Annotated in this window: 14 protein-coding genes; 5 read left to right on the top strand and 9 right to left on the bottom strand. The window is 59.6% G+C overall.

Features of this window, described 5'->3' with window-relative positions:
* Position 1: 1 nt before the first annotated feature.
* The 3 genes from ACQZ63_RS17795 (at position 2) to ACQZ63_RS17785 (ending at position 2263) form a co-directional block, all read left to right on the top strand.
* Positions 2-721, top strand: a complete 720-nt coding sequence (locus ACQZ63_RS17795) for an ABC transporter ATP-binding protein (RefSeq protein WP_113555748.1) — start codon at positions 2-4, stop codon at positions 719-721.
* Complete coding sequence (locus ACQZ63_RS17790; RefSeq protein ID WP_003515968.1) at positions 711-1919, top strand: ABC transporter permease; 1209 nt, start codon at positions 711-713, stop codon at positions 1917-1919. Before ACQZ63_RS17795 ends, ACQZ63_RS17790 begins: the two co-directional genes overlap by 11 nt.
* Before the next feature lie 62 nt (positions 1920-1981).
* A complete protein-coding gene (locus tag ACQZ63_RS17785) occupies positions 1982-2263 on the top strand; it encodes a hypothetical protein (protein WP_003515970.1) in 282 nt (93 codons plus the stop codon).
* Between the two features lie 21 nt (positions 2264-2284).
* On the opposite strand, the gene sufA is transcribed toward ACQZ63_RS17785, so the two are convergent.
* From sufA to ACQZ63_RS17750, 7 genes are all read right to left on the bottom strand, one after another.
* The gene (gene sufA / locus ACQZ63_RS17780) at positions 2285-2674 is read right to left on the bottom strand and encodes a Fe-S cluster assembly scaffold SufA (protein WP_003515971.1); all 390 of its coding nucleotides are present in this window, start codon (positions 2672-2674) and stop codon (positions 2285-2287) included.
* Positions 2675-2786: 112 nt separating this feature from the next.
* A complete protein-coding gene (locus ACQZ63_RS17775) occupies positions 2787-3170 on the bottom strand; it encodes an SUF system Fe-S cluster assembly protein (RefSeq protein WP_003515972.1) in 384 nt (127 codons plus the stop codon).
* A gap of 23 nt (positions 3171-3193) precedes the next feature.
* A complete protein-coding gene (locus tag ACQZ63_RS17770) occupies positions 3194-4444 on the bottom strand; it encodes a cysteine desulfurase (RefSeq protein ID WP_003515973.1) in 1251 nt (416 codons plus the stop codon).
* Positions 4437-5708, bottom strand: coding sequence for a Fe-S cluster assembly protein SufD (gene sufD / locus ACQZ63_RS17765; RefSeq protein WP_065661536.1), 1272 nt, complete (start codon positions 5706-5708; stop codon positions 4437-4439). The genes ACQZ63_RS17770 and sufD overlap by 8 nt, the downstream gene beginning before the upstream one ends.
* A 24-nt stretch (positions 5709-5732) precedes the next feature.
* On the bottom strand, positions 5733-6488 hold the full coding sequence (gene sufC, locus ACQZ63_RS17760; protein ID WP_003507958.1) for a Fe-S cluster assembly ATPase SufC: 756 nt from the start codon (positions 6486-6488) through the stop codon (positions 5733-5735).
* Between the two features lie 72 nt (positions 6489-6560).
* Positions 6561-8030, bottom strand: a complete 1470-nt coding sequence (gene sufB, locus ACQZ63_RS17755) for a Fe-S cluster assembly protein SufB (RefSeq protein ID WP_003507956.1) — start codon at positions 8028-8030, stop codon at positions 6561-6563.
* A gap of 200 nt (positions 8031-8230) precedes the next feature.
* Positions 8231-9400 carry a cysteine desulfurase family protein gene (locus ACQZ63_RS17750; RefSeq protein WP_113555991.1) on the bottom strand — a complete coding sequence of 390 codons (1170 nt, stop codon included), beginning with the start codon at positions 9398-9400 and terminating at the stop codon, positions 8231-8233.
* A 211-nt stretch (positions 9401-9611) separates the two neighbouring features.
* Here ACQZ63_RS17750 and ACQZ63_RS17745 point away from each other — a divergent pair, with 211 nt between their 5' ends.
* Positions 9612-10289, top strand: a complete 678-nt coding sequence (locus ACQZ63_RS17745) for an alpha/beta hydrolase (protein WP_003507952.1) — start codon at positions 9612-9614, stop codon at positions 10287-10289.
* A 115-nt stretch (positions 10290-10404) separates the two neighbouring features.
* Here ACQZ63_RS17745 and ACQZ63_RS17740 read toward each other — a convergent pair whose 3' ends face one another.
* Positions 10405-11526, bottom strand: a complete 1122-nt coding sequence (locus ACQZ63_RS17740; protein ID WP_019567102.1) for an anhydro-N-acetylmuramic acid kinase — start codon at positions 11524-11526, stop codon at positions 10405-10407.
* Between the two features lie 150 nt (positions 11527-11676).
* On the opposite strand from ACQZ63_RS17740, the gene tyrS reads away from it, so the two are divergent.
* Complete coding sequence (gene tyrS, locus ACQZ63_RS17735) at positions 11677-12930, top strand: tyrosine--tRNA ligase (protein WP_003515978.1); 1254 nt, start codon at positions 11677-11679, stop codon at positions 12928-12930.
* Positions 12931-12975: 45 nt separating this feature from the next.
* Here tyrS and ACQZ63_RS17730 read toward each other — a convergent pair whose 3' ends face one another.
* Positions 12976-16359, bottom strand: coding sequence for a YhdP family protein (locus tag ACQZ63_RS17730; RefSeq protein ID WP_111782432.1), 3384 nt, complete (start codon positions 16357-16359; stop codon positions 12976-12978).
* Positions 16360-16427: the final 68 nt, after the last annotated feature.

The raw sequence follows: 16427 nt of genomic DNA, 5'->3' as shown, positions 1-16427 counted from the left end.
CATGCAACAGCCGCCGCTCATAGAATTCCGCGATGTCGTCAAGCAATATGGCCGGGGCGAAGCGACGATCCGCGCGCTTGACGGCGTCAGCCTGTCGATCCACGAGAAGGAATTCGTCGCCATCATGGGGCCATCCGGCTCCGGCAAATCCACCTCGATGAACATCATCGGCTGCCTGGATGTGCCGACATTGGGCGAATATCTGTTTCAGGGCGTGCCGACCAGCGGTTTCGACAATGAACATCTGACGCTGCTGCGCCGCCACATGCTGGGTTTCGTGTTTCAGGGCTTCAACCTCCTGTCGCGGACCTCGGCGGTGGAAAATGTCGAGCTGCCGCTCGTGTACCGGGGCATGAAAGCCTCGGAACGGCGCGCGCGCGCCATGGAGGCGCTTGCACAGGTGGGTTTGAATGGCCGCGAGCACCACACGACGCAGGAGCTTTCCGGCGGTCAGCAGCAGCGTGTGGCCATTGCGCGGGCCATCGTCACCCGCCCCGCTCTGCTTCTGGCCGACGAACCCACAGGCAACCTCGACACCAAAACCAGCGCCGAGATCATGGAGCTGATCACCACGCTCAACCGCGACAAGGGCATTACGGTCGTCATGGTCACGCATGAAGAGGATATCGCTGCCCATGCGGGACGCCTCCTGCGTTTCGTGGACGGCCATCTCGCCTCCGACAGCGCAGCGGAAAACAAGGAGACTTCCGATGTTCTTTGAAACGTCGCGTCTTGCGCTGCGTGCCATCAGCCGCAACCTGCTCCGCTCCTTCCTCACCGTGCTCGGCGTCGTCATCGGTGTTGCCGCCGTCATCGCCATGGTAACCATCGGCAACGGCACGACTGAACAGGTGAAATCGGAATTGTCGCGGCTCGGCACCAACATGCTGTTCGTGCGCCCCGGCCAGTTCGGGCCTGGCCGCGCCAGCACGGAAGCCAAACGTTTCGATGATCGCGATGTCGAGGCGATCCGCAACCAGATCAGCGGCTTGCGCGCCGTTGCTCCGCAAAACCGCAGCTCCGCCGCAACGGTCATTTTCGGCGGCAAGAACCACCAGACAAGCGTCATCGGCACCACCAATGATTATCTTGTAGCACAGGACTGGACGCTTGCGCTGGGCCGTGACTTCCAGCCGGCCGAAGATCGCGGAGGGCAGATAGGCTGCATCATCGGCGAAACGGTGCGGCAGGAACTCTTTGGCGCTGAAAACCCGGTCGGACAGACGATCCGCGTCAGCAACATTTCCTGCCCCGTCATCGGCGTTCTCGCCCGAAAAGGCCAATCCGGCCTCGGCGACGATCAGGATGACACCATCATCATGCCGCTCAAAATCCACCAGCGGCGCATCGGCGGCACCACCACCATTTCCTCCATCATGGTCTCCGCGCAGGACGGCGTTTCCACCGCCAAGGTGCAAAGCGACCTGCAGAACCTGCTGCGGGAACGGCGGCGCATCAACATTGGCCGCGAGGATGATTTCACCGTCAACGACATGACGCAGATCGCCTCGGCCATGACCGGCACGACAACGCTGCTCACCGGGCTTCTGGGTGCGGTTGCAGCCGTCAGCCTGCTGGTCGGCGGCATCGGCATCATGAACATCATGCTGGTTTCGGTAACCGAGCGCACCCGCGAGATCGGCATTCGCCTCGCCATCGGCGCACTGGAAAAACAGGTACTGACGCAGTTTCTGGTGGAAGCCGTCATGCTCTCTGCCCTGGGCGGCACGGTCGGCATCTTGACGGGCCTTGGCCTTGCCTATGGCGTCGTCAGCTTCCTCAACGTGCCCTTCGTCACCAGCCCGTCGATCATCTTCCTCGCCTTCGCCTTCTCGGCTGCCATCGGCGTGATTTTCGGCTATTTCCCGGCGCGGCGGGCAGCGAGTTTGAGCCCGATCGAGGCGCTGCGGCACGAGTGAAACGAGCCGTCGAGGCTGCAACGGCCTCAACGGAAAAGGTTCATGATTTACGGAGAGTTTCGATGTTCAAATCGGTATCGGATAGCGCCGCTGCTGCAGACGGCGGTTCGCTTGCGCTCTTCGTGGAACGAATTGACGGGCAAACGGAACTGTTTGTGATCAATCGCTCCCTCGCGTCACGCGGAACGCCCGACTACAACAAAGTCAGCTCCAGCCTTCGACCACTTGCCGAGGAGGATTGCGGGAAGATTGCAGCAGCTCTCGAGCCGCTTTTGACAACGACGCCATCGATTCATCCGCTGGCGGATTTTATCGATACGCTGAAACAGCAATCATCCCGCTGATCGGAAAAATGGCGCAGCCAATCAAACGCTGGCTTCAGCCTCGCGCTGCTTCGCCAGCGCCGCCAGATCGGCAGGCTTCAGTTCCACCGACTCACCGCAGCCGCAAGCTGACGTCTGGTTCGGGTTGTTGAAGGTGAAGCCGGAGCGCATCTTGGTCACTTCAAAATCCATCTGGGTGCCGAGCAGATAGAGCACGGCGGAGGGCTGAACCCACACCTTGGCTCCATCGAATTCGACCAGATCGTCCTTCGCATCCGCTTCCGTCACGAGGTCGATGGTATATTCCATGCCCGCGCAGCCGCCCTTCTTGATGCCGACGCGCACACCCTTGGCGTCCGGGCCGGAATTCTCGACGATTGCTTTAACGCGCGAGGCAGCAGCGCCGGTCATGGTCATGATCGCAAAGCCCATGGGCTTAATTCTCCTTCGACAATCGAGTTCAAGGCTCGATGTTTATGGATTTCAATTTAATAGCGCTTGAAGGCGCCATCAAGGGATGACGCCTGTCAAAATCACGTCAGTCTCAATACCAGCCGACGGCGACCTGAGCCTCTTCCGACATGCGGTCCGGCGTCCACGGCGGATCGAAGGTCATCGATACTTCGACACCGGAAACACCTTCGACCGCGCCGACGGCATTTTCCACCCAGCCCGGCATTTCGCCGGCAACCGGGCAGCCCGGTGCTGTCAGCGTCATGACGATCTTGACCATCCGGTCGTCCTCGATATCGATCTTGTAAACGAGACCGAGTTCGAAAATATCGGCCGGAATTTCCGGATCGTACACGGTTTTCAGCGCCGCGATCACGTCGTCGCTAAGACGCGCCAGTTCGTCGGGCGCAATGGAAGACGGCTTTGCAGCGTCTTCGGTCACATCATGGGTCTTTGCAGTGGCTTCGGCAGTCATGGTCCTGAACCTCAATCCTGATATCAGGCGAAAAATTTGCGCGCATAATCAAGCGCCTCGACAAGACGATCTACTTCGGCGCGGGTATTGTAAAGGCCGAACGATGCCCGGCATGTGGAGGTGACGCCGAACCGTTTCAAGAGCGGCATGGCACAATGGGTGCCGGCACGCACGGCAACGCCGCGCCGGTCTATCACCATCGACACGTCATGGGCATGGATGCCCTCGAGTTCGAAGGAGAAGATACCGCCCTTATCAGGCGCATTGCCGATGATTCGCAGTGAGTTGACCTCGCGCAGCCGCTCGGCAGCATAGGCCGCAAGATCAGCCTCGTGGGCTGCAATCGCGGCACGGCCGAGATTGTCCATATAATCAAGCGCATAGCCAAGACCGATGGCCTGCACGATGGGTGGCGTTCCCGCTTCGAAACGATGCGGCGGCTCATTATAGGTCACATTGTCTTCGGACACGTCGAGGATCATCTCGCCGCCGCCCTGGAACGGCCGCATCTCGCTCAGGCGGTCAGCCTTGCCGTAGAGCACGCCGATGCCCGAGGGACCGTAAAGCTTGTGGCCGGTCATGACGTACCAGTCGCAATCGATATCGCGCACGTCGACCGGCATGTGAACCGCGCCCTGAGAGCCATCGACAAGCACCGGAATGCCGCGCTCATGGGCGATGCGGCAGATTTCCTTGACCGGCACGATGGTGCCCAGCGCATTCGACATATGGGTGATGGCAACGAGCTTGGTGCGCTCCGTCAGGCTTTTTTCGAAAGCCTCGATATGGAACGCGCCGTCGTCATCGACAGGCACCCAGACGAGCTTTGCGCCCTGCCGCTCGCGAATGAAATGCCACGGCACGATGTTGGAGTGATGTTCCATGATCGAGATGACGATCTCGTCGCCCTCGCCGATCTTTGGCATGCCGTAACCGTAAGCAACCGTATTGATCGCCTCGGTGGAGGATTTGGTGAAGACGATCTCGTCCACCGAACCGGCATTCAGGAAACGGCGCACCTTTTCGCGCGCCGCCTCATAGGCGTCGGTTGCGGCATTGGAGAGGAAATGCAGGCCACGGTGCACATTCGCATATTCATTGGAATAGGCATGCGAAACGGCGTCGATCACCACCTGCGGTTTTTGAGCGGACGCGCCGTTGTCGAGATAGACCAGCGGCTTGCCATAGACCTCGCGCGACAGGATCGGGAAATCCTTCCGCACGGCTTCAACGTCATAAGGGGCCGCCAATGCGGCGCGTTCGCTCTCAGGCATGATGTTCCAGCCAGCCGGAGATGATAGTCTCCAACGCCTCTACCAGATTTTCTTCTTCCAGTTCCTCGGCGATCTCAGCGACGAAGGCGTTGACGAGCATCGCCCGCGCCTTTGCCCGCGGCACGCCGCGCGCCATCAGATAATAGAGATGGTTGTCGTCAATATCGGCAACCGTCGCACCGTGACCGCACTGAACGTCGTCGGCGAAGATTTCAAGCTCCGGCTTTGCCGAGAACTCGCCATCGTCAGACATCAGCAGCGTATTGCACGCCATCTTCGCATCGGTCTTCTGGGCATCGGGGGCAACCCGGATCATGCCCTGGAAAATGCCCTTTGCACGGTCGAAGACCACGTTGCGGAACACTTCCGTCGAGGTCGTGTTCGGCACGTTGTGGCCAAGAACCATCGTCACGTCGGTATGGGTTTCGCCGCCCAACAGGTTGACGCCGCGAACGATGAGGTCAGTACCCTCGCCGTCCACGTCGATGCGCAGTTCCTGCCGCACCAGCTTGCCGCCGGCATTGATGACGAACAGACGAATCTTGGCGTCCGCACCGATTTTCATGCGCAGCTGGCCAAGATGAATATCGGCCGCGCCCTGTTGCTGCAGGATGATCCAGGTCACTTCCGCACCGTCTTCGACAACGATGTCGGTGACGGAGGAAACCAGGGCGGCATCCGAAGTCACCGAAAGGTGACGCTCGATGACGGTCGCCTTCGAACCCTTGCCGAAGCGCACCGGGAAGCGGCTGTGAACCTGACCTGCGCCATGGATCGCCTGCAATTCGATCGGCTTTTCGATCTCGGCATCGGCGGGAATGTCGAGCGTCAGGCCGTCGCGCACGAAGCTGCCGTTGATACGACCGATCACGTCGTCCTTGCTGGCTTCCGCAAGGCCTGTGGCGGCCGAGCCGTCAAGCAGGCTCTCGGCAAAGCTGGAAACGCTGATATCTTCGATCTTGCCGACATTGGCCGTGCCATGCAGCACGTAGGCGACGGACGAGCCGGCGACAACAGACGCCTGCTTTTCGATAACAGGTGCGGGCTGGTCCTCGGGAATGGCACGCAACAGGCTCTTGAGATCGGTATAGTGCCACGCCTCGATGCGGCGGGTCGGAAGACCGCCGGTCTTCAGATCGTCGAACAGCACGTCACGGGCGGCGACAACCGCACCATTGCCCGGCAATTCGCTGAACTTGGCGGTATAGGCGTCGATCAGCGCGGTTTCCGCTGGCGTCAGCCGATTGGTCGTTTGAATGTTCATGGACATCACCTCCTGGCCTCTGGCTTAGGCCGCTTCACCGATGATGTCGGCGTAACCATTGTTTTCCAGCTCCAGCGCCAGGGCCTTGTCGCCCGAACGGATGATCTTGCCCTTGTAGAGAACGTGAACGCTATCAGGCACGATGTAATCGAGCAGGCGCTGGTAGTGGGTGATGACGACAGTGGCGCGATCCGGCGACTTCAGCGCATTGACGCCATCAGCCACAATCTTCAGCGCGTCGATGTCGAGGCCGCTATCGGTTTCGTCCAGAACGCAGAGCTTCGGCTCCAGCAGTGCCATCTGCAGGATTTCGGCGCGCTTCTTCTCACCGCCGGAGAAACCGACGTTCAGCGGACGCTTCAGCATGTCCATGTCGATCTTCAGATCGCCGGCAGCTTCCTTGACGCGACGGATGAAGTCCGGCGTCGTAAGCTCGGCCTCGCCGCGCGCCTTGCGTTGCTCGTTCATAGCAACCTTGAGGAACTGCATGGTGGCAACACCCGGAATTTCGACGGGATACTGGAAGGCCAGGAAAATACCCTTGGCAGCGCGCTCGGCGGCATCCAGTTCCAGAATGCTTTCGCCGTTATAGAGGATGTCACCGGAGGTGACTTCATAGTCTTCGCGGCCCGACAGGATGTAGGACAGCGTCGATTTGCCGGAACCGTTCGGGCCCATGATGGCCGCAACTTCACCGGCAGCAACCTTAAGGTTGAGGCCCTTGATGATCTCGGTTTCGGTATCGGCGATCTTTGCGTGCAGGTCGATGATTTCAAGCATGGTTTTATCCTAAGAATAGTGTGAGCGAAGGTGCGCGAAACCGCGCACTCAAAGTGCGTATTCGTATGACGATCAGCCGACCGAACCTTCCAGCGAAATGCCGATCAGCTTCTGCGCTTCAACCGCAAACTCCATCGGCAGCTGCTGGATGACATCCTTCACGAAGCCGTTGACGATCAGTGCGATGGCCGACTCCTCGGGAATGCCGCGCTGCAGGCAATAGAACAGCTGGTCTTCGGAAATCTTCGACGTCGTCGCCTCATGCTCGAAATGAGCAGACGAGTTCTTCGCCTCGATATAGGGCACGGTATGCGCGCCGCACTTGTCACCGATCAGAAGCGAGTCGCACTGCGTGAAGTTGCGCGTGTTGGTCGCCTTGCGGTGAGCCGAGACCTGCCCGCGATAGACGTTTTCCGAGAAACCGGCGGCAATGCCCTTGGCGATGATGCGGCTAGACGTGTTCTTGCCGAGATGGATCATCTTGGTGCCACTGTCGATCTGCTGATGGCCGTTGGAAACCGCAATCGAATAGAATTCGCCACGGCTGTCGTCGCCGCGCAAAATGCAGGACGGGTATTTCCAGGTGATGGCAGAACCGGTTTCAACCTGCGTCCACGAAATCTTCGAACGGTTGCCACGGCAATCGCCGCGCTTGGTCACGAAGTTGTAGATGCCGCCCTTGCCGTCCTTGTCGCCCGGATACCAGTTCTGGACTGTGGAATATTTGATTTCGGCATCGTCGAGTGCCACGAGTTCCACCACGGCGGCGTGAAGCTGGTTCTCGTCGCGCTGAGGTGCCGTGCAGCCTTCCAGATAGGAGACGTAGGCGCCCTCTTCAGCGATGATCAGCGTGCGCTCGAACTGGCCGGTGTTCTTTTCGTTGATGCGGAAATAGGTGGAAAGCTCCATCGGGCAACGAACGCCTTTCGGCACGAACACGAAGGAACCATCGGTAAAGACGGCCGAGTTCAGCGTTGCGTAGAAATTGTCCGTCTGCGGCACGACCGAGCCGAGATATTTCTTCACCAGATCAGGATATTCGCGCACGGCTTCGGAGATCGACATGAAGATCACGCCGGCCTTTGCTAGTTCCGCCTTGAAGGTGGTGACAACGGAGACGCTGTCGAACACGGCATCCACGGCCACACGACGGTTTTCCACGCCGGCCAGGATTTCCTGTTCCTTCAGCGGAATGCCCAGCTTCTCGTAAACCTTCAGCAGCTCCGGATCGACTTCGTCCAGCGACTTGGGGCCGGGCGTGCTTTTCGGTGCGGCATAATAATAGAGATCGTTGAAGTCGATCTTGGGGTAGCTGACGCGCGCCCATGTCGGCTCTTCCATCGTCAGCCAGCGCTTGTAAGCCTCAAGACGCCATTCCAGCATCCATTCCGGCTCCTGCTTCTTGGCCGAGATGAAGCGGATCACCTCTTCCGAAAGGCCCTTCGGGGCCTTGTCGACTTCAATTTCGGTTTCGAAGCCGTATTTATACTGGTCCACATCGATCTGGCGAACCTGATCGATCGTTTCCTGAACCGCTGCCATGTCGTTCTCCAATCTCGCCGGAGCCAAGGTCCGGTGGCTTGTCAACGTATCAAGGCGGATAGCCGCCTTCATCCATCTTCGGGCAAATAATCCGGGCCCGTATAAACGGGGCGGAGCTTATACCCATGTAAGTGCGGGATGGCGCTTTTCACACATCCCGGCAAGCGGAAAATTGCTATTCCGCAATTCTTTGCCGCATTTTAAGCGGCCTGACCGGTCAGCCTGCGCCGCCCGGCAATTTTCGTAAAGGCTGCGAGCGCGCGCTCGATATCCGCCTCATCAGTCGCATGACCAAGCGAAATCCTGAGTGCGCCAAGCTTGGGATCGCGTCCCATCGCCGTCAGCACATGGCTTTCACCCACCTTGCCGGACGAGCAGGCCGAACCGGCCGAGAGCGCAATGCCTTCGATATCGAATGCAATCTGGCCCGTTTCCGCCTTCAAACCGGGCAAGGTGAAAAACGTGGTATTGCCGACACGGCCGACGTCCTCACCGTAGATGATCACGTCAGGCGCGACTGCCCGCATGCCGTCTTCCAGCCTTGCGCGCAGCGCTGCAAGACGCGTCGCTTCGGTCTCGAGGTTTTGCGCAGCAATAGCGGCGGCGGCACCGAAACCGATGACCGACAGGGTATTTTCAGTACCGGAACGATGTCCCTTTTCCTGGCCACCACCATGGATCAGCGGCTTCGGCATCATCACCTCGCCGCGGGACACCAGCGCCCCAGCACCCTTCGGGCCACCAAGCTTGTGGGACGAGATCACAAGGAAATCGGCCTCCAATGCATTGATATCGAGCGGAACGCGGCCGGCAGCCTGCACGGCATCGACGACCATCAATCCCCCAGCTGCATGTGCAAGCCGCGCCGCTTCAGCCACCGGCTGAAGAATGCCGGTCTCATTATTGACCAGCATGCAGGCGACCATCGGCAGACCAGTGGACTTGTCGTGCGCTGACAGCAGCGCCTCAAGGGCCGCAAGATCGATGACACCCGTTGACGTAACGGGAATTTCCGTAACGTCAGCCTTGCCGAACCGGCCTCCTTCACGAAAAGCCGGGTGTTCGATCGCCGAAACGTAAAGACGACCATGGCGCACGGGAGCGCGCCCCATCTTGAATTCAGGCGAAAGCACCAGATTGGCCGCTTCGGTCGCACCGCTCGTAAAGGTCACATGTGACGCCTGGGCGCCGCAGACCACAGCAACGTCACGACGCGCGGCCTCGACGGCCGCACGGGCTGCGCGCCCTTCCCGGTGTACGGAGGACGGATTACCCGTGATATCGAGAGCGCGGACAAGAGCATCCCGCACGGCAGGCAAAAGCGGCGCCGTGGCGTTCCAGTCCATATATGTGCGCGTCAAAACCGTCATCGCGGAAAAGCTTCGCTCAATCTTCCATGCGCCAAAACGCATTTTTCTTGAAATTACAGTTGCGCTTGCCTTATGACACGGTCCGAGTGCTTAAGCACACGCAAAGTTTCGAATTATTCTAAACTGCGTTCTAGAAAAGATGACACAGTTCGTCAAGTCTTCTCGTCGGAAGAATGCGGTTGGAGAATGAAAAAACACGACCGGAGTACCAATGCCCGAAGTCATTTTTAACGGCCCTGCGGGTCGCCTCGAAGGCCGTTATCAACCCTCCAAGGAAAAGAGCGCGCCGATAGCGATCATCCTTCATCCGCACCCGCAGTTCGGCGGCACGATGAACAACCAGATCGTTTATCAGCTCTTCTATCTTTTCCAGAAGCGCGGTTTCACGACGCTCCGGTTCAACTTCCGCTCCATCGGCCGCAGCCAGGGCGAGTTTGACCATGGCGCCGGCGAGCTTTCCGATGCCGCGTCCGCTCTCGACTGGGTGCAGAGCCTGCATCCCGATTCGAAAAGCTGCTGGGTCGCCGGTTATTCCTTCGGCGCCTGGATCGGCATGCAGCTTCTGATGCGTCGCCCGGAAATCGAAGGTTTCATGTCGATTGCGCCGCAGCCCAACACCTACGACTTCTCTTTCCTCGCCCCCTGCCCGTCTTCCGGCCTCATCATCAATGGCGACGCCGACAAGGTCGCGCCTGAAAAGGACGTCAACGGTCTGGTCGAAAAGCTGAAGACCCAGAAGGGCATCCTCATCACCCACCGCACCCTTCCCGGCGCCAACCACTTCTTCAACGGCAAGGTTGATGAGCTGATGAGCGAATGCGAGGACTACCTCGACCGCCGCCTGAATGGCGAACTGGTTCCGGAACCGGCGGCGAAGCGCATTCGGTGATTTAGGAGCGCAGCTTAGGTCAGTGTTGATCTACCTACAATGATCGACGGCGGGCTTGGCTCACCCCCTCTGACCGGCAGGGCAGAGGGGAGGAGCCAAGCCCGCCATCGTCTATTTACGCCCTGACCAAAACCCCACCCGTAACCGGCTCATTCACACCGGTCGTCCCCGGATAGGTTAGCGGCAGCCCCTTCAGCGATCGCACCGCCAGATAGGCCCAGGCCTCCGCCTCCATTGCCCCGCCGTCGAACCCCGCCTCTTCCGCCGCGATTACCCGCGCACCCTGCTTGGCAGCAAGGCTCGCAAACTCTTCCATGATAACAGGATTGAGCCGCCCGCCGCCGCAGATCACATAGGTCTTAGCCGCTTCCGGCAGATAGCTCGCCGATTTGAGGATTGCGGCACCCGTCAGATGCGACAGCGTGCGTGCGCCGTCCGCCAGCGAAACCTCGCCCTTTTGCGGCGGCACGAAATCGCTGCGGTCAAGCGAGCGGCGGATATTGGCCGAGAAGAACGGGCTTTCCATGTAGCGCGTGACCAGCGAGGCAACGACGCTGCCGCCCGCCGCCGTCCTGCCGCCCTTGTCGAAGGCTTTGCCCGTATGCGCCTCGATCCACTGGTCGATCAGCATATTGCCGGGACCGCTGTCGAAAGCCGCAAGCCGCCCTCCCTCGCCGATATAGGTGAGATTGGATATGCCGCCGATATTGACGAAGACGGCGGGCGTTTCGAAGCCATCAGGCAGATTGGCGGAGAGCGCCATGTGGTACGCAGGAATGAGCGGTGCGCCCTGCCCGCCATGCACCATGTCGTTGGCGCGCATGTCGTAAACCACATCGATACCGGTTTCCTCGGCCAGAAGTGCGCCGTCGCCGATCTGCACGGTCAACGCCTCATCCGGCCGATGCAGCACCGTCTGGCCATGAAAACCGATCACGTCTATATCGCTGGCTTCAAGCCGGTGGCGGTGGAGGAAGGATTTGACTGCCGCCGCATGGGCAAGCGTCAGCTTGCGTTCCGCATCCGCGAGGTCACCCGGACGCTCGCGCCGTTCGCGAATGGCTTTGGCCGTAACCAGCGCCTTCTGCCACGTGGCGCGCAGGCCCGGATCATAGGGGAAATAACCGCTCGGCCCATGCCGGACCACGTTTTCGCCATCCGTGCGCAACAGGGCGATATCGATGCCGTCCATCGACGTCCCGCTCATCAGCCCGATTGCCGTTTTGACCTCGCCCACGCGCTGCTCCCTTTCAATATCGAATCATGCGGAGATGAATCGCCGTTATTCATGGCCGAAACGGGTGCACTTTTCAAAAAACAATGGTAAAGCCCCCCGCGTTCATTGACAGACAATGACGGCAAAGGTCCAACCAGAAAGAAAAAGGTTATGTCCAGGTTCAAGTCCGATTTCCTCCGCACGCTCGATGAGCGCGGCTTCATTCACCAGATCTCCGACGAGTCGGGTCTCGACGAACTGTTCGCCAAGGAAACCGTGACCGCCTATATCGGCTATGACCCGACGGCCTCCAGCCTGCATGTCGGCCACCTCACCCAGATCATGATGCTGCACTGGATGCAGAAGACCGGTCACCAGCCGATTTCGCTGATGGGCGGCGGCACCGGCATGGTCGGCGATCCCTCCTTCAAGGAGGAGGCCCGCAAGCTGATGACGATCGACATGATCGAGGACAACATCACCTCGCTCAAGCACGTCTTCGCCAACTACCTCGATTACGATCGCGCGGAAAATCCGGCGCTGATGATCAACAATGCCGACTGGCTGCGTGGGCTCAACTACCTCGAATTCCTGCGCGACGTCGGCCGCCACTTCTCGGTCAACCGCATGCTGTCCTTCGACAGCGTGAAGACGCGCCTCGACCGCGAGCAGTCGCTGTCCTTCCTCGAATTCAATTACATGATCCTCCAGGCCTACGATTTCGTGGAGCTGAACCAGCGTACCGGCTGCCGCCTGCAGATGGGCGGCTCTGACCAGTGGGGCAACATCATCAACGGCATCGACCTCGGTCACCGCATGGGGACACCGCAGCTCTATGCGCTGACCTCCCCGCTTTTGACCACCTCTTCGGGTGCGAAGATGGGCAAGTCCGCGTCTGGTGCCGTCTGGCTCAACAAGGACCTGCTGCCGGTCTATGATTTCTGGCAATACTGGCGCAACACGGAAGACGCGGACGTGGTTCGGTTCGCGAAGCTCTTCACCACGCTGCCGATGGATGAGATCGCACGCATCGCCGCCCTTGGCGGATCTGAGATCAACGAGGCGAAGAAAATCCTCGCGACCGAAGTCACGGCTATCCTGCATGGCCGTGCCGCTGCCGAAGAAGCAGCCGAAACGGCGCGCAAGACTTTCGAGGAAGGCGCGCTTGCTGAAAACCTGCCCTCCATCGAGGTTCCGGCATCCGAACTCGATGCCGGCGTTGGCGTCCTGTCGCTCATCGTCCGCGCTGGCCTTGCCGGCTCGAATGGCGAAGCCCGCCGTCACGTTCAGGGCGGCGCGGTAAAGATCAACGACAAGGGCGTATCCGACGATCGCCAGATGATCGGTTCCGCCGAGATCACCGGCGATGGCATCATCAAGCTTTCGGTTGGCAAGAAGAAGCACGTTCTCGTTCGCCCGGCGTAACACCCGCGCAAATCATCAGATAAAGGGCCGCGGAAGCGGCCCTTTTTATTGAAACTCGAAAATCTGCCTGAAGACGCCGGGCGCTATCAGCGACAGCGGGTTTATAGTCAGCTTCGGCTGGTCCGTCTGGCCGGAAAGCTTGAAGGTGATGCCGAGCAGCCCCCGGTCGCGGCCGTTGCCGAGGAAGATGCCGATAAAGGGCAGCTCGCCGAACAGCCGGTTCAGGCCATAGGCGGGCATGAAGGTGCCGGTCATGTCCATACGGCCGTTCTGGTCTTTCAGCAGGCCCTGGAAGGTCGCACCGATCTGTTCGCCGCGCACCACGCCGTTTTCCACCGCAACCGAGCCGTTGACGTAAACGAGCCGGGCAAAACCGCGCTGGAATTTCTCCGAGCTGACATCGATATTGCGGCGGACCGCCGTGTTGAGGCTCCGGCCGTCATCGCCCGTCGGCGTGGCGACGATATCCTGAAGCTTCGCTTCGTTGACGACGGCGAAATTGCGCAGATCGAGCGAGCCGCTCCAGTCGCTGCCGTTGACGGTCGAGAGTGCGAGATTGAGAAGACCACCGCGAATGCGGGTGTAGATATTGGTGAAACGGGCAAGAGAACCGGCGTCGCTGCTGGTAAGCGTCACGGTTCCCGTCGCGCCGCGATTGGTCGTCTGAGCCACAACCGCCTGGCCCCTGCCTGTGACGCCGCGAAAATCAACCGAACGGACCTTGCCGTCACGCACACTGACATCGGCACTGACATTGGAAAGGATCTCGTCATTAAAGCCGTAGACCTTGTCGAGTTGCGCCTTGATGGCAAGGGACGGCTGCGAACGCGATGTGCCATCACCTGCCCCTGAGGAACTGCGAAGCTTTGAGAGGAAAGGCCGGAGATCGGCAGATTTTCCCGAAGCGTTGATGCTGTATCCGTTTTTGGAGGCAGTGACGGCGACGGCGTAATTGTCGGAAGGTGACAATTGCACGCGGCTGAGATCGGCCGAAATCAGCCCGTTCTTGGTGAAGGTGACATCTCCGGCAGCGCCGAAGCCGTCCCCGGTTAGGGAGAAATCACTGATCGTCGTGCGGCCATCGCTGGTTTCCAGGGTAAAGGTCGCTTTTGCCGGAATACCGACGCCCTTGCTCCATCCAAGCCCCGGCAGAATGATAGACGCCTTCGCCAGATCGAGCTGTATCTCCTGACTTTTCGTATCCGCGCCATCGATTTCCACAACGGTCGTGCCGCCAAGAACCGTGGAAAGTTCCGGTGCAAGCTTGGCGACCTGCGTCTCGTTCAGGGTTGCTTTCAGCGATAGCGTTGGAGCAACGTCGCTATTCTTGCGCACCGGCTCCGTCATCTCGATAGACATCGGCACATCGTCCACCCGGCCCTTGCCTTCAAGCTTGAGCTGCCGGTCGTTGATGGACATGAAACCGTCAAGCGCGGTCACCTTGCGGCCGGCAAACGGCTTTGTCAGCGACAGGTTCTTCAGATCTAGATCGGCCGTCCACACCGGCGGCGGTGGATTTTGGCTGGAAAGCATGCCGACGGTCAGCTTTGCATTCGCCGTCACGTCGCCGGTGAAGTCATCCGGCTTGAACTGCGTATCCTTGAGCGCATTGATAGGCTTCAGCGTCGCAAGCTCCGCCACGGCATCGGCCGAGCCCGAAACGTTCAACTCGAGATTTCCAAGCAGGGGCTTTGCATAGACGTCGGACATGGAGAACCGGCTGTCCTCCAGCGCAAGCGACCGATTGGAGGCGAAATAGGATGTCGCGTTCTTGAGATCGACATTCATCCGGCTGCCGACGAGATTGAAATGCGCATCAACGTCGCGCAGCGGCGGAATGTCTCCGGTGGTATTGAGACGCGTACCGTCGATATCGAAGCGGATCTGCATTTCGCTCTCGCCCAGCACCAGCGGGCAACCGGGACCGCACATCCGTCCCTGCGGAATGAAGATCGCAATCGAGCCGTTTGTGACCGTGCCGCCATAAAGATTGGACACCACCCACTCGCGCGGCTTGTGCGCCATCCAGAACGGCCAAAGCTGCTTAACCGCCGTGGCCTCCATCTTGGGAATCTGTCCGGCGAAACTGATTTCAGGCGAGCCCTGGCCGAAGCGGATTTTCAGCGAGCCTGCCATGTCTCCAAGAGGGCCGGTAACGTATAGCGAGGGAACCTCGAGCTGCCTGGTCGCGACATTGAATTGCCCGTCCGCCTTCAAGCTGAAAGGAACGGGTTCTTCGCCAGAGGCTTCAGCCGAAGCAACCGCATTGTCGATCCGCAGCGAAAGACCGAAGCCCTCTTGGGTATCCGTGATTTCCCCAGTGACCGGAATAGCCGTTCGCCCAAGGTCGATCCGCGAATTCCCAATGACAAGACTGCTTTTCTGAAAATCGTAGCGCGCGTTGACGGTGCCGGCAGTGAAGGGTTGAGCCTCGCCGCCGATAAGAAGCATTCCATTGCCCATGCCGAGTGAGATTTCCAGCCGCGGCTCATGTCCGGGCATGGAACGCCGGGCGAGGATGCTGACACCGGTCTTGACGTTCAGCCCCTCATGAAGATTGCCTTCAGGATCGAATTTTTCCAGAAAAGGACCGATGTCGAAACCGTCGATGCGCGCGTCGAAACCGTCGATCACACCGCCTGATCCCGATGTCTTTAGCGACAGGCTGGCGATTTCGCCGTTAAACAGCGTTTCACCCTCAAGCGAATATCCGCCCTGCTGGTCAGGGGTCAACGAAAGCTCGCGCACTTCAACGACGCGTGGCTTGCCGGCTTCGCTCGGTGGCAAGTGGATCGAGACGCTGGAAATATCGATTTCCTCGGTTCCGCTGCTTAAAAACGCCTGCGCCAATTTGTCTAGCTGGGAAAACGCCGCCTGCAACTGCTGCGGCACCGCGTCCAGCCGGATGCTGGCGAGATCGAAACCGTTACCCTTGGGCAAAAGGGCCGTATCGAGTTCCATCCCGTCGGCCTCGAGGCTTTGCACGGAGACGCGTCCGGTCAAAAGCGCTAGCGGATCGAGCGCCATGCCGATAGCCCTTGCCCGGCTCAAATGCTGGCCGGATTCCTTCTCGACGATATCCACATCCTCGGCCACCAGCGCAAGCCGCAGCCCGGTCGAGAACCTGATGGCGGACGAACCGATTCGCGCGCTGTAGTGGGGTCCGAGCGCCCGTTCGAGCGCCTGCTGCGCCTGGCTGGAAAGGGCATTGTCGATCGATCCGGTTTCGACGGAGACAATGATGCCGCCGATGGACAAGAAGGCCAGTACGAAAAGAGCAGCGAAAATCTTGATGAGAGCACGCGCCATGGAGCGCGGCGCCGGGCAATGCACGATGAGAGGATCTTCGGCCTGCGCCGAAGGAAGATCATGCAGCGCAACGATATCGCGCTTGCTGAACTTGACCTTTTCACCCCTTACTTCAGCCATACGCCCGTGTTTGCCCCTGAATAGCTTTTGTTTCGCCTCAACACTGGACGACGCCCGGTTTCGCTATA

The organism is Agrobacterium sp. CG160-95 (genome assembly GCF_053521725.1).
The sequence above is the reverse complement of the archived record's forward strand: the minus strand, read 5'-3'. Positions and strand labels throughout refer to the sequence as shown.